Raw genomic sequence first — 20,202 nt, forward strand, 5'->3', positions numbered from 1 at the left:
CGTTTTATAGATAATGTGGCTCTGACAACTAACGCTGCAAAACGATGACCGAACAAGCGGCTTCATCGAAGCCCATGACGCCACCCCCGTTCTCTGCCAATCCGATTTCCGCACCTGGGCACTGGCGGGCACCTGCTTCGTCTCGCAGTTGCGCTACAAGCTCGTAGATCATCGATAACCCCGTCGCACCGATTGGGTGTCCTTTAGATACGAGACCTCCCGAAAGATTTATCGGAATACTTCCCCCAAGAGAAGTGGCGCCTGATGCAATGAAAGGCCCGCCCTTACCTCGCTCACAGAAGCCAAGCATTTCGGCTTGAAATATTTCGCAGAAAGATGTCGCATCGTGTACTTCAGCGACATCAACGGCACTTGGATTGATGCCGGCTTGCTGATAAGCGCGCGCTGCGGCGATGGCGGAAAGACCGGCTTCGTCCAAATCTCGATACTTTCCCCCCGTTAGTACGCTGGCGCGGACTCGTATGGCCCGTTCCCGTACAGCAGAAGGTTGCTTGCGCAGGAATTCAGCAGAACAGAGCAGCGCCGCAGCAGCACCATCACCAATCGGTGCGCACATTGCGCGGGTCAGCGGCCAACTTACCTCTCGGTCCGACAGTACTTGGTCGGGGGTTAGTTCAAAGCGATACTGCGCCTTCGGATTTAGCGCCCCCATCGCATGGTTCTTCGAGGCGGCCATAGCGATCTGCTCGCGCGTAGTACCCCATACCTTCATGTGGTACGCGGCTTGCATGGCATAGGTGTCCATGAAGACGGTGCCGCGGCTCGCCTGAGGGTCAAACGGCTTGCCTGCTCTATCACCAGCCGTCTTGTAGTATTCAAGCCATTCGTGTGGGTCAAACCGGTCGATTCCGCCGTCGAATATTTGCTTCGTACGGCCCGCGTCCTCAGGGAACCACGTCTTTTCCACGCCGATGGCGAGAGAAAGGCTCGATTGCCCGGACAGAATGTCTTTCCACGCGCCGTGAAACGCCATAGAGGCGGTTGCGCATCCTCCTTCCACGTTGATGACAGGCACCCGTTCCGGGAATAGCCCTTCTCGAACTAGCGGAGTGAGACACACTTGCCCTCTGATACTGGATTGCCCCACCACACCCATACCACAATTTCCGAACCACGCCTGTTCTATGGCGCCGCCGTCCGCCATGCCAGCATCAGCAAGAACTTCAAGGTAGGCCATTCGGGTGAGTTCTTTGAAACTGAACTCTGCGTGCTTACCAAAAGGAGTACAGGCTGTACCGATGATGAATACCTCGTCCATCGATGCTCCTCCGTCTCACTGAAGATACAAGGGAAGTGATGTCAGGCCGCGCATGACGAGCGCGTCCATCCATCGGATCGAGCCGGGCGCCAGGCGCATGGCCGGGTACCTTTGCACGAGCAACGAAAGACAGATTCTGGCTTCGAGCCGCGCTAGCGGGGCACCGAGGCAGAAGTGCAATCCTTGACCAAAGGTGAGATGTCGATTGGGACTGCGTGCCAGGTCCAATTCGTGCGGCCTGTCAAAGCGACGCGGGTCTCGGTTTGCTGCATTGATCATGATGAAAACGCGGTCCCCCTTCTTGAGAACCCGACCGCCAACCTCATGGTCATTGGCCACGACACGCGCAATGGAGTTTACGGGTCCGTCATAGCGGAGAAACTCCTCGACAGCGCTTTCAATGAGCTGCGGTTCCTCGCGCAATCTCTGAAGTTCGAACGGATGATCGAGCAATGCCTTCACCGCATTCCCTAGCAAGCTGGTCGTCGTTTCGTGACCACCAAACAGAACCAACATGCAGGTAGCAATCAGTTCGTCTTCGCTGAGACCGTCACCATCCACGCTGGCTTCAATCATTTTGCTGACTACGTCATGCCCGAGCCTTTCACGACGTTGCCTGATCAGTTCGCGGAAGTACTCGGACATCCGGTCTGCGCCTTCGCGAGCGCGTGTGTATTTGTCCGGCTCGGCTTGCGCTGAGCCAATGAATAGTCGCAAGTCGTCAGACCATTTCTTGATCTTCCCGAAGTCGTCTCGGGGTACTGACAGCATGTCTAGAATGACATAGGCGGGCAGCAGTACCGCAACCTCGCGCATAAAATCTACGGGTTGATCAGTTTGAAGTTGGTCGAAAAGGTATTCAACGGTAGCGGCGATGTCCTCCTGCATTGAAGCAACCAATGCAGGGGTAAAGACTGAGTTCAACAGCTTGCGTACGCGGGTATGCTCCGGCGGCGCTCGGAATACAAGCCACAGGTTCAGGTAACGCATTACCCCCGAGAGTATGTCGCGTCGCTCGTCCTTGAGTGCTTCATAGAAGGGCCGTAGCCGATCTGATGACATCGAGGGAGCCATGGTGGCTTGGCGTACATCGTCATAACGCGTGATAACCCAGCTCTTGAGCGGTTTGCTCCAATGCGCGGGATCATTGTCTTGCAGGTACGCGTATACGGGAAACGGATTCTCGCGAACTTGCTTATCGGATGGGTCGTAGCTCTCGAATGGTGTCGTCATTTCTTGCCCTTCTTCAGAGGTCCAGCACCAGGCGAGCGGAAACTGCACGGGAGCAGCACGGTGTGAAACAGTCGTTACGTTCTCGCTCTTCTGGTAGCAAAAACTGATCTCGATGGTCCGGAATGCCTTCGATTACGTGTGTCAGGCATGAGCCGCACAGACCTTGCTCGCACGACACGACCACATCGATGCCAGCGGCGGCCAGCGCCTGGACAGCTGTGGTAGTTTCGGCAACCTCAATGACGCGGCCGTCGGATCGCAGCTGGATCTCAAAGGGTCTCGCCTTGCAGTGAGAAACTCCGCGTTGGGCACTCGCGAACAGTTCCCGATGAACACGGCCGGGGGACAACCCCTTTGATGTGAGCTCCTCGCAGACTGCATTCATGAAGCCCTCTGGCCCGCACACATAGAGATGGCTCTCTGATAGCGTGGTGGGGAGACCGCTTGCGAACGTCGGCCGCGTGTTGCCCATTTCATCGTCCAGGAAGACGCTTGAGTAAGGAGCGATTTCGCCGGTCTGGATTTCATCCAGAAAGGCGGCGCTTTCCCTGGTTCGCGCGAAGTAGTGCAATGAAAACTGCTCTCCTCGTGCTTGCAGTTCTCGCGCCATTGCCAAGATGGGTGTGATGCCAATGCCGCCGGCAACAAGTACGGTTGGAGCGCTCCCGTCGTGTAGACGAAAGTTGTTGCGAGGCATGCTCACGGTCAGTTGCGAGCCTACGTTGGCGGCCTGGTGTAACCATCGCGAACCGCCTCGCCCGTTTTCTTCATCCAGTATTGCAATGGTCCAGGTGCGATCTTCACGCTTGCCGCATAGCGAGTACTGCCTCGTCGAGGGTAGCCCCGATTTATCAAACACTTGCACATCAATGTGTGCCCCTGCGCTCCACGAGGGCAATTTAGACCCATCTGCGTTGGCCAGCGTCAAAGTCACAATTCGCTGCGCGCTTGGTTTGCGATCAAGCACGACAACCTTGAAATTGGATTGCATTCCCATTCCTTTGCAGAATTTTGATGCCCCTCAGCGCCGTGAAACGGGCATCTGAAATCGCTACTGATCACTTCACCAGATGCCGGGGACACCTGTGCTTCCGTCTGCTCAAAGGTTAGCATCAGCGCATCTACCAAACAATCGTTTGGTCAAATGAATTCTTAGGCGTTTACCCTGCCAGCAGGGTCTCAATGCGAGGTAGTCGCGGGACAGCAGGCTGGCGCCCAGGAATGACTCGTAGCTTGTCCCGCAATGGACATGCGCTGCACACCGTCCGGGTCGCCAACCTGCGGCTGGTGCTGGATCTGCAGTTAAGCAGCGGCCACGCTCATGCGAGGCTGGGAGAGTTGCCGGACGAGTTGGGAGGCATGACGCCCGGCGCGGGGACCCCGACTACGACAACGAAGGCATCTTCGTGCAGCTGGAAGAGCGCGGCCAGCCATACCTGCTGCGGCTGAGGCAGAGCAGGAATGTTCAGCGCATGGCGGCGCGACGGTTCGGGCGCAGTAACGGGAGCCGAGCGGACAGCCAAGACTGCCGGGTGGCTCCGGTGCAGTTGAGGCTGCACGGCTGGCGCAAGAAGCGGCGGGTCGTCTTTGTGCGCCAGCGCATCCGAGGCGGCATTGCGCGAGCGCGAAGGGCTGCTCGCAGCTGACGCCGCGGTTGAAACAAGCCCTACCGGGAAGCGCGGAAAACGGCGAGCAATTGGCGTGCCACAGTCGCTGGAGAGTCCCCGCCTGGCTTGTACCAGGTTAGTGCCCAATTAAATGCGCCAAGTAAAGCCAACCGAAAATACTGTCGAGCGACCCCATTCGGTAGGGGCACCGCAGCGGTCAGTTTAGAGAAGACAGACTCGTACCGATCACGCTCTTTCACAAGTGCTGCCCGCAGTTGCTCTGAATGCGAGCTTGACCAATCCCTGAACACCGCAGCGGTTGAACTATCCCGAGATACAAGAGACTCTAGATGGGCAACACAGCCCGCCTCAAGGCGTTCCCAAGGGTCACTGAAAGGGCTAACAGCATTTTCTACAGCCGCGATAAATTGATCTACGCCCTCTGCGTACACCGCTGCAAAGAGCTCATCTTTTGACCCAAAGTGATGGTAAAGAGAGCCCGGTAATATGCCGAATGCCGCCGCGATGTCTCGCATAGAGGTTTTGTCATAGCCATGCGCGCCGAACAGGCGCGCTGCCTCTTCCAGCAATTGCCCCTTGCGGTCATCCGGCAGCGCGACATCCCGCGTTTTTTGACCTGATCGCATTCTTGTGCCCTGCTTGGACTGCGTCGCCGTCTTGCGGTCGGAAGCCTCGCTTCGGGGTTGGGCTCTCTTCGGTGTGTCCATGTGAATGATCTGTGCCAGCAGCGCCCTCAAGCCTGACCTGTTTGCCGATGCCAGCCGCACAGGCAAGATCGAGCAATTCGGCGATCCGCTGCGCGTGGTAGCCCGACACATCGACTTGGCCGCTCTGGCAGGCTTGATTGATGACTTGTACCCCAGGGGCGATGGCCGCAAGGGTGGGCGCTCGCCTTACCCAACCGAGGTCATGGTGCGATTCCTGGTGCTCAAACGCCTGTATAAGCTCTCGGACGAGCAGATCGAAACCGACTGCTTGATCGCACGAGCCGCCAGCGTTTCTGCCTGCTGAAAAATTCGACCAATGTGCCCGACCGCGACACCATCTGTCAATTCCAGCAGCGCATCGGCGTTGCCGACAAAGTTGCTTCGTCGTTGAGTCGCAAGACGGCCCGCTGGTACGCAATGGCACTCTCCCGCGTGACCCGATCGAAGCCATTCGTTGGGCGGTCACTCGAATGGTCGCTTGCCCAGCACGCCGATCACATGTTCGACAAAGCAGGTGATCCGGGATGCAATCGCCGTGTTGCGGTAGTAGACCGCATTGATCGACTGACGCACGTCGAGTGTCTGCTTCGGGAACAACTGGACCAGCCGGCCGCTGTGGCGATCTTCCCAAGTCATGAAGTCCGACAGGCACACGATGCCCAGGCCGGCAAGGGCTATCTGCCTGAGCGTTTCACCACTGGACGAGGCGATCGTCGGCTTGATGTGCACAGTACTTCCGTCGGCGTTACGCAGCGGCCAGTCGTTCAGCGTATCGGGCTGGTTGAAGCCCAGCAGAGCGTGCTGCCCGAGCTGGGCTGGTCTGGTCGGCGTGCCATGACGCTCCAGGTAGGCAGGGCTGGCTAGCACCCGCACACGGCTAGTGCCGATCGGACGCGCATGCAAGGTCGAGTCCTTCAGCGCACCGATGCGGAACGCCACATCGGTGCGTTTCTCGATCAGGTCGATGATGCCTTCATTCGAGTTCAGTTCCAGCTCCACTTCCGGGTAGCGAGCATGGAACCCCTCGAGCAAGGGCACGATGACGTGCAGCATGAAGGGGGTTGCCGCGTCGACCCGCAGGCGCCCGACCGGGCGCAGCCGCCGTGCCGCCATCTGTTCTTCCGCTTCATCGACCGAAGCCAGGATGGCGCGGGCATGTTGCAGGAAGGCCGCGCCTTCCTCAGTCAATTCCAGGCGCCGCGTGGTTCGGCGCAGCAGCGTGGTCTGCAGCTTCTCCTCCAGCCGGCCAAGCGTGCGGCTGGTGGCCGAGATGGTCAATCCGAGCTGTTCGGAGGCTGCGGTGATCGAGCCCATGTCCACCACTGCCGCGAAGGCCTGTAGTTCGTCGAGGGTCGTTTTCATTCTTGATCTGAAATCAAATGATTTTGACTTATACACGGCTTAATCAACAAAAGTAAACGTTGCAAACTGCGACCCATTCGAGACCTTCCCCGGATCGCAGCCATGCCTCTTGCACTGCTTGCCCTGACCCTGGCGGCCTTCGCCATCGGCACTACCGAATTTGTCATCGTTGGCCTGATCCCGACCATTGCCGGCGATCTCGGTGTCTCCCTGCCCTCGGCAGGGCTGCTGGTCAGCCTGTACGCGCTGGGCGTGGCGGTAGGTGCGCCGATCCTCACTGCGCTGACCGCGCGCGTGCCACGCAAGCCGCTGCTGGTGGGGCTGATGGTGCTGTTCACCGTCGGCAATCTGGTGGCGTGGCTGGCGCCGGGCTATGCCACGCTGATCGTGGCGCGCCTGCTGACCGGCCTGGCACACGGCGTGTTCTTTTCGGTCGGCTCGATCATTGCCACCAGCCTGGTGCCGCGCGAGAAGGCGGCCAGCGCCATTGCGACGATGTTCAGCGGCATGACCGTCGCTTTCGTCACTGGCATCCCGCTGGGTACCTTCATCGGCCAGCACTTCGGCTGGCGCACCACCTTCCTTGCTGTCGCCGCGTTCGGCCTCGTCGCGCTGATCGGTGCCCTGGCGCTGGTGCCGCGCAAGGTCCCGCACGCCGTGCCGGCGCCACTGCGCCGCCAGGCGCGCGTCCTGATGCAACCGCGCTTGCTGCTGGTCTACGCGATGACCGCGGTGGGCTACGGCGGCTCGCTGATCGCCTTCACCTTCCTCGCCCCGATCCTGGAAGACATTGCCGGCTTCGATCCGAACATGGTGGGCTTGGTGCTGCTGGCCTACGGCATCTCGGTCGCACTCGGCAACGTCTGGGGCGGCCGCCTGGCCGACCGCAAGGGACCGGTCACCGCGCTGAAAGTCATCTTCGGACTGCTGGCCGCCGTGTTGCTGGTGCTGACCTTTACCGCGCCGAGCAAGCCGCTGGTCGTGCTGACCGTGCTGGCGTGGGGTGCGGTGGCCTTCGGCAATGTGCCAGGCCTGCAGGTCTACGTGGTGCGCCAGGCCGAACAGCTTGCCCCCGATGCAACCGACGTCGCCTCCGGGCTCAACATCTCCGCGTTCAACCTCGGAGTTGCCGGCGGCTCCTGGGCCGGTGCGCAAGTTGTCGGTCATCTGGGGCTAGCGCATACGCCGTGGATCGCCGCGCTCGTGACGCTGGGCGCGCTGGGCCTGACGGCGCTGAGCGGGCGGATCGATCGCCGCGCCGCATCGGCCCAGACCGCGCAGGCGTGATGTCCCGTTCTTTGTTCCCTGCCTCAACCTGACTCAGGAGTCTTGCCATGAGCATTCCTTCCTTCGGCCTCGGCACGTTCCGCCTGACCGGACCGGCCGTCATCGACTCAGTACGCAACGCGCTGGAGCTGGGCTACCGTGCCGTCGATACCGCGCAGATCTACGGCAACGAAGCCGAAGTCGGCCAGGCTATCGCCGAGAGCGGCGTGCAGCGTGCCGACCTGTTCATCACCACCAAGATCTGGATCGATAACCATGCCAGGACCGAGCTGGTGCCCAGCCTGCGCGAGAGCCTGAAGAAGCTGCGCACCGACTATGTCGACCTGACCCTGATCCACTGGCCCGCGCCGGGCAACGGCGTCGCGCTGCCGGAGTACATGGCCGCGCTGGCCGAAGCCAAGGCGCTGGGGCTGACGCGCCAGATCGGCATCTCCAACTTCAATATCGAGCTGACCAGGCAGGCTATCGCCGCGGTCGGCAGGGGCGAGATCGCCGCCAACCAGATCGAGCTCAGCCCCTACCTGCAGAACCACAAGCTGACCGCGTTCCTGAAGGAGCAGGGCATTGCCGTGACCTCGTACATGACCCTGGCCTACGGCAAGGTGTTGAAGGACCCGGTGCTGGCCCAGATCGCGGACAAGCACCAGGCCACCGTCGCCCAGGTCGCGCTGGCTTGGGCGCTGCAACTCGGCTACGCCGTGATTCCGTCCTCGACCAAGCGCGAGAACCTGGCCAGCAATCTGCTCGCCCGCGACCTGGAGCTCGATGCCGACGACATGGCCAGGATCGCTACGCTGGAGCGCAACGGCCGGCAGGTCAACCCCGAGGGCCTGGCCCCGGTGTGGGACTGACGGAGACCTCGCCATGGCTGCTCCTCTGGCTGGCGTGCAGTTCCGACGCAAGCGGCGGCCACTCGACGAGGCCCTCCACGAGATCGCCGAGTCCGTGCTGCCCAATTTCCATGCCCAATCGGCCAGCGCGCTTGCGCCGGTCGCGGAGACCTCTGATGCCTGATACCCAAGACTCTCTGTTCCAGCCGTATTCCCTGGGCAGACTCGAACTGCCCAACCGCCTGGTGATGCCGCCGATGACGCGCTCGCGCGCCAGCCAGCCCGGCGACGTGCCCAATGATCTGATGGCCGAGTACTACGCACAGCGCGCCAGCGCCGGACTGATCATCAGCGAGGGCACCTGGATCTCGTCGCTCGGCAAGGGCTATGCGTGGACGCCGGGCATCCACACCCCGGCGCAGGTCGCCGGCTGGCGCAAGGTCACCGGGGCGGTGCATGCGGCCGGCGGACGGATCTTCGCGCAGCTCTGGCACGTCGGCCGACTGAGCCACATCAGTCTGCTCGACGGGCAGGTGCCGGTGTCCTCGTCGGCCATCCAAGCCGCGGGCGTCAACGTGTTCGTCGCCGAGAGCGACGGTAAGCCCGGCTTCGTGCAGGCATCCAAGCCACGCGCACTCGAGATCGAGGAGATCCACGCCATCGTCGACGATTTCCGCCAGGCCGCGCGCAACGCGATGGCAGCGGGCTTCGACGGCGTGGAGCTGCACGCAGCCAACGGGTATCTCGTCAACCAGTTCATCGACTCCAACGCCAACGACCGGACGGACGAGTACAGCGGTTCGCTGGAGAACCGCCTGCGCTTTCTCGGCGAGGTGGCGCAGGCCCTGGTCGAGGGCACGGGCGACAAGACCCGGGTCGGCATCCGCCTGGCGCCGCTGACCACGCTTAACGGCTGCTCCGACGCCGACCCGGAGTCCACCTACCTGGCCGCGGCGAAGCTGCTGGGCAAGATCGGTGTGGGCTACATCCATATCGCCGAGGCGGACTGGGAAGATGCCCCGTACATGCCGGTCGATTTCAAGCAGCGCCTGCGCGAGGCCTTCCCCGGTGCGCTGATCTACGCCGGCAAGTACACTGCCGAACGCGCTCGCCAAGCACTGAACGAGGGCTGGGCCGACCTGATCGCCTTTGGCCGCCCCTTCGTCGCCAACCCCGATCTGCCTGAGCGTCTGCGCCTCGGCGTGCCGCTGAACCAGCACGACCGCGACACGCTGTTCGGCGGCGACGCGCGCGGCCTGACCGACTACCCCACGCTGGCCGAATCCGCAGTCTGAACCATACGGGACACGCCCGAGCTTCATTGCCCCATATTTTTCGCCTCGCGCAAAGGCGGAATGGGCGTGTCCCTTAGCTGTTGAGCCAGCAGTAAGACAGTGGAAATGGTCGCGTCATTGAGTCTGGCGCCGACGCCACGGCACCACTCGACCCATTCGGACAGGTTGTAGGCCACCCGCCTGAATCAGACGCTGCTTGATGCTAGGACCTCAACAACTGCGCGCGCCACTCGACACCTTTCACTTCATGCTAGGCTGACACGACCGCGAGCATGGACTGACAGCCAATGGCCTGCGAAAGTACCCGCCCGTCCAATCCTGCGCAAGCGAAGGAGCGTGCGACGCTTCGTGTTGCCCTTGTTCTCAATGCCACGATGTTCGTTGTCGGCATGACGGCCGGGCTGTGGGCTCAATCCACCGGACTAATGGCAGATGCGCTGGATATGCTGGCCGATGCATCGGCTTACGCTATCGCGCTGATGGCGGCGACGCGCGGCCCGGCATTCAAGCGCAATGCGGCACGTTGGAGCGGGACACTACTCGCCGTCTTGGGCGCTGGCATCCTGCTGGACGTGTTGCGGCGTGGGTTGATTGGCAGCGAGCCGAAAGGGCTGGCCATGATGGCGTACTCGATCGCCTCTCTCGCCGTCAACAGCACGGTTCTGCGAATGCTCGCCAAGTTCCGGCATGGTGAAATTCACCTACGCGCCACCTGGATTTTCACGCGCGTGGATGTGCTCGCCAATCTGGGAGTGTTTTCAGCAGGCGTGCTGGTTTGGCTAACGGGGCTATGGGTGTTTGACTTGCTGGCAGGCTTCGCGATCGGCTCATACGTCGTCAAGGAAGCCGTCGAAATTCTGCGAGAGGCTGAGCAGGAAGGAAGCACATAAAAGAGGTTCATCTCCGATGTGCGGGGCCAAGCCTTGAACACGATCAGAAGGCGCTGCGCGCCGACTGCCATCCAAGCAGGACGCTCGGGGTGGCCGCCCCTGCCCGGCGCCTGCATTGTGCTGCGCTACTTGTCACTCGACAGCGCGCTACTGGGCCGTGAGCGAACGCTTCCCAAAAATCCCTTGTAATGAGACTAATTCGCATTTACAATCCATTCCATCGTTCGACGCAGCAAACAGGGCGAGGCGAAGCGGGAAATGGAACGTCCCCGAGCCAGCCAGGCCGCGGCGAACGCGCAGGATTCCGGTAGTGCCGCCGCGCGGCACACCCAACCGTCTTTTGTGGGGACCGCTCCGTCACGCGGAGCGTTTGGCAGTAGCCAGTCGTCTGAGGACCGGTGCGGCAACGAGACCCGCCAATCCGGTCGCACCTCGGGCGGCAAGCCAGGCCACCTTTTTATTCCTGCGCGCCGTGCCTGTCACGGTGCGCCCGCACGGGGCGCTGCGCATCGGCCCGGTGGCCAGCCAGGCCTCCGTGCGCCGCCCCGGCCATCCGCCCTTGCCGGGCTTGTGCCGCATGCTTATGCCACCCGATTGCTCCGATCCCATCGACCTGAAGCGCGCCGGCCTGAAGGCCACCTCGCCGCGCATGCGCGTGCTGGAGCTGTTCCGCACCACCGAGCAGCGCCACCTGAGCGCGGAAGACGTCTACCGGGCGCTGCTGACACAGGATCTGGATGCGGGCCTGTCGACCATCTACCGCGTGCTCAACCAGCTCGTGCAGGCCAATATCCTGGTGCGCCGGACCTTCGAGTCCGACCGCGCGGTATTCGAGCTGAATGAGGGTGGCCACCATGACCACCTGATCTGTGTGAGCTGCGGCCGGGTCGAGGAATTCACCGACGAGGGCATCGAGCGGCGCCAGCGCGAAGTGGCATTGGCCAAGGATTTCGCCCTGCGCGAGCACATGCTGGTGCTCTACGGCACGTGTCCGGACTGCCGCGCACGCGCGGCGCTCGACTGAAACCACCGCAACCTGCCCGAGGCCATGCCATGGACCGCCGCAGCAAACCGCTTCCCGAACTCAAGCAGATGCTGGCGCGCTGCCTGCGCGAGGAACCTGGCTGTGGCGACTGCGAATTGCGCGCCGTGTGCGTGCACCGGCCCGACCATACCGGCTGCAACTGGAGCGCCGAGGTCGACTTCCCTGCGCGCGCCGAGGACGAAGCGGTCCGCGACCTGCCGCAGGCCCGCCGCGTGATCGTGCTGATGCGCGAACGCTACAACGTTGCGGCTGCCGCCGCGCGCTGAACCGCGCAGGCGATCGCGCGGGTAGAATGGGCGCCCCCGCGCCGCCGTGGCGGCATGACCTTCCAGCCCTTGCATGTTCCCAGCTTCCGCACCGCGCCCCCGCGCGCTTGCCGCCGGCCTGCTGTTGTCCGGCCTTTGCCTGTCCGGCCTGGCCACGGCGCAAACCCAGCCGCAGCAGGATGAGGCGCCGGCCAGCCGCTGGAAGATCTCGGCCGGCCCCGGTGTCTATGTGGCACCAGCCTACCCGGGTGCGCGCCACTCTCTGGTCTACCCCATCGTCTATCAGGACATCGACTACGACGGCCGCTTTTTTTCTCGCGGCTTTGATTTCCTGGGCGCCTACCTGCTCAATGACGACGTCTGGCAGGTGGGCGCGGACTTCCAGCTCGATCCCACCTGGCGCCACGCAAGCGACGATGCCCGCCTCAAGGGCCTGGGCGACGTGCAGATGACGGTACGCGCCCGCGCCTTCGCCCAGGCGCAGATTTCCTTCGTCACGCTGTCGGCAGACCTCGCACAGGACATTGGCGGGCAGAAGCAGGGCTTGATCGCCAACGGCGACGTGCTGTTCAGCCTGCCGGCCGGCAAGTGGCTGTTCACCCTGGGGCCCGGCGTGACCTGGGGCAATGGGCAATACATGCGCACGTTCTTCGGCGTGGACGCCCAGCAGAGCCAGAACTCGGGCCTGCCCGTGTACAGCATCGGCTCCGGACTGCGCGAATGGCACGCCAATGCGTTCATCAGCTATGAGATCTCGCGCCGCTGGGCGGCGCTGGGTTCGGTCACCTTCGCCCAGCTGCGCGGCGCTGCGGGCGCCAGCCCCATCACCGAGCGGCGCCAGCAATGGACGGCGATGGGCGCGGTGACCTACCGCTTCCGCTAGCGCGGCCCGCGCCGTTCCCTCACCCACGCACCGTGGCCGGCGCTGCCACCGGAGCGGCCGGACGCAGTACCAGCCATACCGCGAGCCCGATCAGCGCACCGCCCGCGAGGTGGGCCAAGGACAGCTGCTCCCCCAGGAAGATCGCCCCCCAGACCACGCCGAACGGCGGAATCAGGAAGGTGACCGTGAGCGAGCGTACGGGGCCGAGATCGGCGATCAAGCGGTAATAGAGGATGTAGGCGATCGCGGTGCAGAGCATGCCTACCGCGATCATCGCCCCCCAGACCGAGGACCCGGCGGCCGGCAACGTGTCTTGGTGCCACAGCGCCGCGGCGCTGAATGGCAGCAGGAACAGGGACGCCCCCACGAGGCTGCCCGCGGCCACCAGCCGGCTGTCGAGCCCGCCGCGCGCGGTGATCCATCGGCGCGCCAGGAAGCCCGCCAGGCCATAGCACGCCGTGGCCACCAGACAGGCGGCGGCCCCCATCAGCACCTGTGCCGTGAATGCCACCGGCCCGCTGCGCGTGAGCACGCCCACGCCCGCCACGCCGAGCACCACGCCCAGCGCCTTGGCGCGCGTCAGCCGTTCGTCGAAGAACAAGGCGCCGATCAGCACGCCCATCAGCGGCGTCATGGCATTGAATACCGCCGAATAGCCAGCCGGCAGCCACAAGGCGGCGATGCCGTACATGACGAAGGGGATGCCGGAATTGATGACGCCGAGCGCCATCACGGCGGGCCATTTGCCGCGCATGTCCCAGCGCACCCGCAGCAGCGCCAGGCAGACGGCGAGCGTGATGGCGCCGATCAGCACGCGCAGGAAGGCCGCGGTGAGCGGTCCCAGCACGGGTGCGCAGATGCGCATGAAGAGGAAGCTGGCGCCCCAGATGGCGGAAAGCAGCAGCAGGCGAGCAAGGTCGGCGAAGCTCATGGCGGGAAGCGCGAAAGGCGAGAGGGGTGGCGCGGAACAGCGCCGGTATTTCCATTACAGCGCCGCCGCAGGCATTCTGCTCGCCGATTTCGGACACCTGCATGGAGGACCGGCTGGGCGTAAGGATCCGCCGGCCGGAGGGTCGGTCCCGCTGCACGCGGCCAACCTTGTATGGCGCGCACAAGGGCGCGGATCGCGACGATCCACACGGCAGCGCACCGAAAACACGCCGCAAGGATCACTTTCATCACCAAACTCAAGCTCGACACCCTACCGAAGGGGGGACCGTGCTACGGGATGATGACAACGCGGATTAGATTATTTTAAAATCTGATCTGCGCCAGAGTTAATTGACCCCTCCGACGCATTCCCGACAAGCCGCCACTCACCTGGCGGCTTCTTTTTTTGCGGCGCTCGGTGCACAACTATAATGCAAAGTCAACCGTTCGCATATATGCCGCGTTTGCAGGCTCATGAAACGACAGTTCCTTGGCTTGCTCGCCCGAGTCTACGTCCTCCAGTTCGCGTTCGAGGTGCCCGCCACCGTGGCCATGCTCGCCGACATGCTGATGGACTATGGCTTCCAGGTTGACATCGGCTCCGTCCGGCCGCTCCTGCGCACGCTGCAGATGGATGGTTATATCGAGAGCGTGCTGCGCGACGGCATCGGGCGCGTCTATCTCATCACAGAACGCGGCCGCGAAGAATTGCGCAATAGCCGCACCCAGCTCGACCAGCTGTATCGCCGGCTTCACTCGCGCGGCGAGTCCTCCGAGATCGCACAGGGCTGATCAGCCGACCGGCGAGGCGTGCGAGCCGCCCGGCCCTGCACGCCTCACCTGGTCGGACAGCGGGCACCATGGCGTACCCGTTTCTGCGTCTGCTTCTGCGTCCCTTTCCGCGTCCCTTCGTGGCGTCTGGCGGCCTGCCTTACGCTCCACTCTGCACGGATGTGCTAGGGTAGTCGCCGCGGCAACCGCTGCATGCTTCCCGCTTGCCCGGCATCGTCTGTGACGGTGCCGCCGCCCCGTCGACGCTGGCCTGCATGACCCTCCTCTCGCTTTCGCTGAAAACGCGCATCGCCCTGAGCACAGTGGCAATCGCCACCGTATTCGGTGCGGGGATCGCACTGGCCTCGGTGTACTTCGCCCAGCGCGACGTGCGCCACGCCTTGCAGGAGCAGCAGGACTCCATCGTCGAGCTCACCGTCAAGCAGCTCGACACCGCGATGAACGATCGCATCACGCTGCTGGAGCACGTTGCCGGGCAACTCGCCGGCCACCTCGACGAAGGACCGATGCGCCTGCGCGAGCGCGCCCAGCGCAACGTGCCGGTGCCGGAGAGCTTCGACGGCGTGATGGTGGCCGACGCACAGGGCAAGATCCTGACCCGCAGCGGCGACGTGGTCGGTGTCGCCGACCGCGACTACTTCCTGGAAGTGGCGCGCACCCTGCAACCGGTCGTCTCGACCCCGCTGCGGGCGCGCGTGACCGGCACCGATGGCGTGCTGGTGAGCGTACCCATCCTGTCGCCGCGTGGCGAGTTCCGTGGACTGGTGGGCGGCTGGCTGGACCTGTCCCACTCCAACTTCCTGGTCGAACTGTCGCACAGCCGTCTCGGTACTACCGGCTTCTATTGCCTGGTCTCCGGCGGTGGCAAGCCGGTCTATGTCCAGCACCCGGACATGGCGCAGGTGCTGCAGCCGGCCTCTGCACTGGGAGATACCTGCGGTACCTCGGGCCATACCGGATTCTTCGAGTTCCTGCAGCCGCAACGGCCGGTGATTGCCCGCTACCTGATGGCGAGCACCGGCTGGGAACTGGTGGCGGTGCTGCCGGCGCGCGAGGCCTTCGCGCCGCTGCGGGCGATGGAGTTGCGGGTGCTGTACCTGCTGCTGGCCGCCGTCGCCATCGGTGCCCTGCTGATCTGGCTGGCGGTGCGCCGCATGCTCGCGCCACTGACCCGCCTGCACCAGGTCGTGCGCGACAGCGAGCACGATCCCGCCGCCTACGCGCGCCTGCCACACCATGGCGGCGACGAGATCAGCGACCTGGGCCGGGCGTTCGCGCAGCTGATGCGCGAGCTCGAGCGCCGCCGCGAGCTGCTCGACGCCAGCGAGCGGCGCCTGCGCGCCGTGACCGACACCCTGCCCTCGCTGCTGGCCTTCGTCGGCACCGACGAGCGCTATCTCTTCAACAACGTCGCCTATGAACACGCCTATGGCATTCCGCTGGCGAAGCTGCGGGGCATGAGCATGCGCGAGGTGATCGGGGAGCAGCGTTACGGCGTACTCCAGCCCCACCTGCAGCAGACACTGGGCGGCACCCCGGCAACGTTCGAGTTCGAGGAGAGCGAGCCGGCATACCGCTGCCTGGAGGTGAACCTGCGGCCGGAGTGGGATGCCGTCGGCGCGCACGTGGTGGGCGTGCACATCCATGTGCTGGACGTGACCCAGCGCAAGCTCGAAACGCTGCGCCTATCGCGCATCTCGCGCCTGGACCACCTGACGCAGCTGCTGAACCGCAGTGGATTCGAGAAGCGCCTGGGCGAGGCCATGGCGCGCAGCCGCGAGAAACTGCGGCTGATGGCGCTGTTCTACCTGGACATGGACCGCTTCAAGGCCGTCAACGATTTCCACGGCCACGGCACCGGCGACCTGCTGCTGCAAGCCTTTGCGCGCCGCGTGCAGCGCTGCGTGCGCGAGAACGACGCGGTGGCGCGGCTGGGTGGCGACGAATTCGCGGTGATCCTGGAAGGCCTCGGTGACGCGGGCGCCGCCAGGCGCGTCGCCCAGTCGATCCTCGACTCGGTGGGACGGCAATTCCACATCAACGGGATCGTCGCCGATGTCGACGTCAGCATCGGCGTGGCGCTCTACCGCGGCGCGCCGATGGCGGACCATGAACTGTTGCGCGAGGCGGACGTGCTGCTCTACCGCGCAAAGGCAGCCGGGCGCGGTCGCTATGAGATCGGGCCGGAGGGTCTGTCCGACCTATGATGCGCTGGTGATGCGCTGGTGATGCGCTAGTGATGCGCCGGCGCGGCCTCTTGGCGCGCCGGCAAGGCATCCATGCCGGCGCCCTGGGTGGGAACCGGCTAGTGCAGTTCCTCGCCCTTGTCGTCGAAGGCGATGTGGCGCCCGTCTCCCGACTGGTAGCCAAGCTTGGCGTCGGCCCCCATCATCTTCTCCCAGGCGAGCATCGCATCGGCCACGGCCTGCGGCTCGCCCTTGAACACCAGCACATCATTGCCGCAGGACGGGCATTGCCCGCCGAAGACGGCGTCGATGCCGTGCAGGTCCGGCGCGGGAATGGCATCGAATGTCGTGAATGCGGTCTTGCATGCACCGCAGACCAGCTGCGCCGGCCGCAGCGAATCCACACGTGCCCGCGCCTGCTCGGCGCGCTCTTGCGGCGTGCCCCTTCGTTTCGCTTCACCCATCTCGATTCCTTGGCTCACTGCCGGCGCAACGGCGCGCCGTAGACGCCGGCATTGTAGACCAGGACGCCTGGCATGCGACGCGGGCTGTCCTGCGGAGGCGGCGGGGGATGGCGCAAACGGCACGCCGGGCGTGGATGCGGCGGCACCCTGCCGTCACCCCGGCGACGTATCCTTATGTCAGTGTAGTGCTTGCCGATGACCGCCTTCCGGCAGTCCAGATCATCTTCCAAGGAGCATTCCATGTCCGACCAGCAGCCTCAAGCCGCCTTCCGCATCGAACAGGACAGCCTCGGCGAAGTGCCGGTGCCGGCCGAGCACCTGTGGGGCGCGCAGACCGAGCGCTCACGCCAGAACTTCCGCATTGGCACCGAGAAGATGCCGCCCGCGCTGATCGAGTCCTTCGCCATCCTCAAGCTGTGCGCGGCACGCGCCAACCGCGAGCTCGGCGTGCTGGCGCCCGAGCTGGCCCATGCCATCGAGCGCGCGGCGGAAGAAGTCATCGCGGGCCGCTGGCCGCAAGAGTTTCCGCTCTCGGTCTGGCAGACGGGATCGGGCACGCAGACCAATATGAACCTCAACGAGGTCATCGCCAATCGCGCCATCCAGCTGCTCGGCGGCCAGGTGGGCAGCAAGCGGCCGGTGCACCCGAACGACCACGTCAACGCCAGCCAGTCATCCAACGACAGCTTCCCGACGGCCATGCACATCGCCGCCGCGCGGGCCGTCCAGCGCCAGTTGCTGCCGGCGCTGGAAAGGCTGCAGCAGGCCTTCGGCCGCAAGGTCGAGGCCTTCGCCGACATCGTCAAGGTCGGGCGTACCCACCTGCAGGATGCCGTGCCGCTGACGCTGGGCCAGGAGTTCTCCGGCTATATGGCACAGACAGCCCATGCGCAATCGCGGCTGCAGCAGGCCATGCTGCGCGCGATGCCGGTGCCGCAGGGCGGCACGGCCGTCGGCACCGGACTGAATGCGCCGCACGGCTTTGCCTCGGCCTTCGCCACCGCGCTGGCCGACTACACGGGCCTGCCGTTCGAGCCCGCGCCCAACCGCTATGCGCTGCAGGCCGCCCATGACGCGCTGGCCGACCTGTCGGCCGCGCTGAATACGACGGCCTCGTCCTTCCTGAAGATCGCACGCGACTTCATGCTGCTGGGCTCGGGCCCGCGCGCCGGCTTCGCCGAACTGCAGCTGCCGGCCAACGAACCCGGCTCTTCCATCATGCCGGGCAAGGTCAACCCGACCCAGGCCGAAGCGCTGGCCATGGTGTGCTGCCGCGTGATCGGCAACCACACCACCGTCACCCTGGCGAACAGCCTCGGCACGCTGGAACTGAACGCCTACAAGCCGGTGCTGATCTACAGCCTGATGCAGAGCATCACCCTGCTGGCCGATGCAACCGCCAGCTTTGCCGAGCATATGGTCGAAGGCGTGCAGGCGGACGAGGAACGCATCGCCGAGCTGCTGGCGCGCTCGCTGATGCCGGTGACCGCGCTCAATCCGCATATCGGCTACGACAAGGCCGCAGAGATCGCCAAGCTGGCCGTCAAGCGCAATCTTTCCCTGCGCGAGGCGGCGATCGCCTCCGGCCACGTCAGCGAAGCGCAGTTCGAACAGTGGATCGACCTGAAGGGCATGACGCGCGAAGTCTGAGCGCGCGGGCGGCGCGGCGGGCCGCACCGCCGCGGCCGGTCCCGCACCGCCGACGCGTACAGGGAATGCCCCCGCTCAGGCCTTGATCTTGGCCGCTACCGGCGCCAGCACCTCGTGGCTGCCCTCGGCGCGTTGCGGCGCCTTGTGCACCATGGTGTAGGCGTAGTCCACGCCCATGCCGTAGGCGCCCGAGTGCTCCTTCACCAGCTTCATCACCGAGTCGTAGGTGTCCTTGCGCGCCCAGTCGCGCTGCCACTCCAGCACCACCTGCTGCCAGGTCACCGGCACCACGCCGGCCTGGATCATGCGCTGCATCGCGTAGTCGTGCGCCTCCTTGCTGGTGCCGCCCGAGGCATCGGCGACCATGTAGATCTCGTAGCCGCCCTCGTCCATGGCGCACAGCGCAAAGGTGTTGTTGCACACCTCGGTCCACAGCCCGGCCACGACCACCTTCTTGCGCCCGTTGGCCTTGAGCGCGTCGCGCACCTTCTGGTCGTCCCAGGAATTCATCGACGTGCGTTCCAACAGCTTCTGCTGCGGGAATACGTCGAGCAGCTCGGGATAGGTGTATCCGGAAAAGCTTTCCGACTCGACCGTGGTGATGGTGGTCGGGATGCCGAAGATCTTTGCGCCCTTGGCAAGGGCGACGACATTGTTCTTCAAGACCTGGCGGTCGATGGACTGGACGCCGAACGCCATCTGCGGCTGGTGATCGATGAAGATCAGCTGGCAATTCTGGGGCGTGAGGACTTCAAGCTTGGGATTGCTCATGGTCGGTTCCACCTGTCGAGGGTTGCGGTCAACAACATCGCCCTGTGTGGGCGCGGGCGGTTTCCGCCGGGCCGGCCGGCATGCTGTTCATCGGTCGGGTGGGCTGCGCGTGATACGGGCGGCGCTGGCGGGATGTCAGTTCAATGAAGCGCCGCATAGAGCGCGCTGGCCCCATACGCGGCGCCCGTTCATGGTAGGCGGGCGCGCGCAATCGCGCGAACAAATCTTTCGAGCGGCTTCGTCGAAAAATCCAATTTCTCTTTCACGGTCCCGAAAACTAGACTGCACTGCTGGGATGGCCCGGCACGGCCTTCGCGCCAGGTCACCCTTCACGGGACAGTGAAAGGACGGCGACATGAAGCTCTATGTGATCTCCCTGGCCACCGGCATCCTTGTCGGCATCATTTATGCACTGCTCGGCGTGCGTTCGCCGGCGCCTCCGGCCGTGGCGCTGCTCGGCCTGCTGGGCATGCTGATCGGCGAGCAGGCGGTGCCGACCGTCAAGCGCCTGCTGTCCGGCACGCCGGTGACGCTGTCCTGGTTCTCCTCTGAGTGTGTCCCGAAAATCACTGGCATTGCGCAGCAGCCCGGCGCAGAGCACCGCGATCCGCAGGCCGCCCCGGGCGCGGCGCCCGATAAGCGGGACAAGGCCTGACCCCACTGCCCCCAAAAGGCCTCCATCGGCCACCAAACGCCACCACGGA

20 protein-coding genes and 1 pseudogene are annotated in these 20,202 nt (G+C 64.2%); 13 read left to right on the forward strand and 8 right to left on the reverse strand.

Annotated elements, in window-relative coordinates; genetic code table 11:
- Nucleotides 1-28: 28 nt before the first annotated feature.
- From AC1Z3O_RS33945 to AC1Z3O_RS33960, 4 genes are all read right to left on the reverse strand, one after another.
- The gene (locus tag AC1Z3O_RS33945; RefSeq protein WP_483521539.1) at nucleotides 29-1,279 is read right to left on the reverse strand and encodes a thiolase family protein; all 1,251 of its coding nucleotides are present in this window, start codon (nucleotides 1,277-1,279) and stop codon (nucleotides 29-31) included.
- A gap of 15 nt (nucleotides 1,280-1,294) precedes the next feature.
- A complete protein-coding gene (locus tag AC1Z3O_RS33950) occupies nucleotides 1,295-2,512 on the reverse strand; it encodes a cytochrome P450 (protein ID WP_483521541.1) in 1,218 nt (405 codons plus the stop codon).
- 13 nt (nucleotides 2,513-2,525) lie between these two features.
- Nucleotides 2,526-3,503, reverse strand: a complete 978-nt coding sequence (locus AC1Z3O_RS33955; protein ID WP_483521542.1) for a PDR/VanB family oxidoreductase — start codon at nucleotides 3,501-3,503, stop codon at nucleotides 2,526-2,528.
- A gap of 675 nt (nucleotides 3,504-4,178) precedes the next feature.
- Complete coding sequence (locus tag AC1Z3O_RS33960; RefSeq protein ID WP_483521544.1) at nucleotides 4,179-4,847, reverse strand: TetR/AcrR family transcriptional regulator; 669 nt, start codon at nucleotides 4,845-4,847, stop codon at nucleotides 4,179-4,181.
- 4 nt (nucleotides 4,848-4,851) lie between these two features.
- On the opposite strand from AC1Z3O_RS33960, the pseudogene AC1Z3O_RS33965 reads away from it, so the two are divergent.
- A pseudogene (locus AC1Z3O_RS33965) lies at nucleotides 4,852-5,281 on the forward strand (transposase); the annotation flags it as partial.
- A 28-nt stretch (nucleotides 5,282-5,309) separates the two neighbouring features.
- Here the strand turns inward: AC1Z3O_RS33965 and AC1Z3O_RS33970 are convergent.
- Nucleotides 5,310-6,209: a LysR substrate-binding domain-containing protein gene (locus tag AC1Z3O_RS33970; protein ID WP_483521546.1), complete on the reverse strand. Its 900-nt coding sequence runs from the start codon at nucleotides 6,207-6,209 to the stop codon at nucleotides 5,310-5,312.
- 102 nt (nucleotides 6,210-6,311) lie between these two features.
- Here AC1Z3O_RS33970 and AC1Z3O_RS33975 point away from each other — a divergent pair, with 102 nt between their 5' ends.
- The 8 genes from AC1Z3O_RS33975 (at nucleotide 6,312) to AC1Z3O_RS34010 (ending at nucleotide 12,705) form a co-directional block, all read left to right on the forward strand.
- The gene (locus AC1Z3O_RS33975) at nucleotides 6,312-7,496 is read left to right on the forward strand and encodes an MFS transporter (protein WP_483521548.1); all 1,185 of its coding nucleotides are present in this window, start codon (nucleotides 6,312-6,314) and stop codon (nucleotides 7,494-7,496) included.
- Nucleotides 7,497-7,543: 47 nt separating this feature from the next.
- Nucleotides 7,544-8,347, forward strand: coding sequence for a 2,5-didehydrogluconate reductase DkgB (gene dkgB / locus AC1Z3O_RS33980; RefSeq protein ID WP_483521550.1), 804 nt, complete (start codon nucleotides 7,544-7,546; stop codon nucleotides 8,345-8,347).
- Nucleotides 8,348-8,360: 13 nt separating this feature from the next.
- On the forward strand, nucleotides 8,361-8,510 hold the full coding sequence (locus AC1Z3O_RS33985; protein ID WP_483521552.1) for a hypothetical protein: 150 nt from the start codon (nucleotides 8,361-8,363) through the stop codon (nucleotides 8,508-8,510).
- Nucleotides 8,503-9,621: an alkene reductase gene (locus tag AC1Z3O_RS33990; protein ID WP_483521553.1), complete on the forward strand. Its 1,119-nt coding sequence runs from the start codon at nucleotides 8,503-8,505 to the stop codon at nucleotides 9,619-9,621. Before AC1Z3O_RS33985 ends, AC1Z3O_RS33990 begins: the two co-directional genes overlap by 8 nt.
- 287 nt (nucleotides 9,622-9,908) lie before the next feature.
- Nucleotides 9,909-10,511, forward strand: coding sequence for a cation efflux transmembrane domain-containing protein (locus AC1Z3O_RS33995; protein ID WP_483521555.1), 603 nt, complete (start codon nucleotides 9,909-9,911; stop codon nucleotides 10,509-10,511).
- A gap of 577 nt (nucleotides 10,512-11,088) precedes the next feature.
- Nucleotides 11,089-11,535: a ferric iron uptake transcriptional regulator gene (gene fur / locus AC1Z3O_RS34000; RefSeq protein ID WP_483521557.1), complete on the forward strand. Its 447-nt coding sequence runs from the start codon at nucleotides 11,089-11,091 to the stop codon at nucleotides 11,533-11,535.
- A 29-nt stretch (nucleotides 11,536-11,564) separates the two neighbouring features.
- Complete coding sequence (locus AC1Z3O_RS34005) at nucleotides 11,565-11,822, forward strand: hypothetical protein (RefSeq protein ID WP_483521559.1); 258 nt, start codon at nucleotides 11,565-11,567, stop codon at nucleotides 11,820-11,822.
- Between the two features lie 73 nt (nucleotides 11,823-11,895).
- The gene (locus AC1Z3O_RS34010) at nucleotides 11,896-12,705 is read left to right on the forward strand and encodes a MipA/OmpV family protein (RefSeq protein ID WP_483521561.1); all 810 of its coding nucleotides are present in this window, start codon (nucleotides 11,896-11,898) and stop codon (nucleotides 12,703-12,705) included.
- Between the two features lie 19 nt (nucleotides 12,706-12,724).
- Here the strand turns inward: AC1Z3O_RS34010 and AC1Z3O_RS34015 are convergent, their stop codons facing one another.
- Nucleotides 12,725-13,636, reverse strand: coding sequence for a DMT family transporter (locus tag AC1Z3O_RS34015; protein ID WP_483521563.1), 912 nt, complete (start codon nucleotides 13,634-13,636; stop codon nucleotides 12,725-12,727).
- A 473-nt stretch (nucleotides 13,637-14,109) separates the two neighbouring features.
- Here AC1Z3O_RS34015 and AC1Z3O_RS34020 point away from each other — a divergent pair, with 473 nt between their 5' ends.
- Both AC1Z3O_RS34020 and AC1Z3O_RS34025 read left to right on the forward strand, forming a co-directional pair.
- Nucleotides 14,110-14,427 (forward strand): PadR family transcriptional regulator, encoded by a 318-nt coding sequence (locus tag AC1Z3O_RS34020; RefSeq protein WP_483521565.1) that lies wholly within the window; start codon nucleotides 14,110-14,112, stop codon nucleotides 14,425-14,427.
- 254 nt (nucleotides 14,428-14,681) lie between these two features.
- Nucleotides 14,682-16,634 (forward strand): diguanylate cyclase domain-containing protein, encoded by a 1,953-nt coding sequence (locus AC1Z3O_RS34025; protein ID WP_483521567.1) that lies wholly within the window; start codon nucleotides 14,682-14,684, stop codon nucleotides 16,632-16,634.
- A gap of 98 nt (nucleotides 16,635-16,732) precedes the next feature.
- Here the strand turns inward: AC1Z3O_RS34025 and AC1Z3O_RS34030 are convergent, their stop codons facing one another.
- On the reverse strand, nucleotides 16,733-17,077 hold the full coding sequence (locus AC1Z3O_RS34030; RefSeq protein WP_483521569.1) for a hypothetical protein: 345 nt from the start codon (nucleotides 17,075-17,077) through the stop codon (nucleotides 16,733-16,735).
- Between the two features lie 240 nt (nucleotides 17,078-17,317).
- Here AC1Z3O_RS34030 and fumC point away from each other — a divergent pair, with 240 nt between their 5' ends.
- Nucleotides 17,318-18,727 (forward strand): class II fumarate hydratase, encoded by a 1,410-nt coding sequence (fumC, locus tag AC1Z3O_RS34035; protein ID WP_483521571.1) that lies wholly within the window; start codon nucleotides 17,318-17,320, stop codon nucleotides 18,725-18,727.
- Nucleotides 18,728-18,802: 75 nt separating this feature from the next.
- On the opposite strand, the gene AC1Z3O_RS34040 is transcribed toward fumC, so the two are convergent.
- Nucleotides 18,803-19,498 carry a hydrolase gene (locus tag AC1Z3O_RS34040; protein WP_483521573.1) on the reverse strand — a complete coding sequence of 232 codons (696 nt, stop codon included), beginning with the start codon at nucleotides 19,496-19,498 and terminating at the stop codon, nucleotides 18,803-18,805.
- Nucleotides 19,499-19,853: 355 nt separating this feature from the next.
- Here AC1Z3O_RS34040 and AC1Z3O_RS34045 point away from each other — a divergent pair, with 355 nt between their 5' ends.
- Nucleotides 19,854-20,153 carry a DUF1427 family protein gene (locus AC1Z3O_RS34045; protein ID WP_483521575.1) on the forward strand — a complete coding sequence of 100 codons (300 nt, stop codon included), beginning with the start codon at nucleotides 19,854-19,856 and terminating at the stop codon, nucleotides 20,151-20,153.
- The last annotated feature ends 49 nt before the right edge of the window (nucleotides 20,154-20,202 follow it).

The organism is Cupriavidus sp. 09_S30 (genome assembly GCF_056930435.1).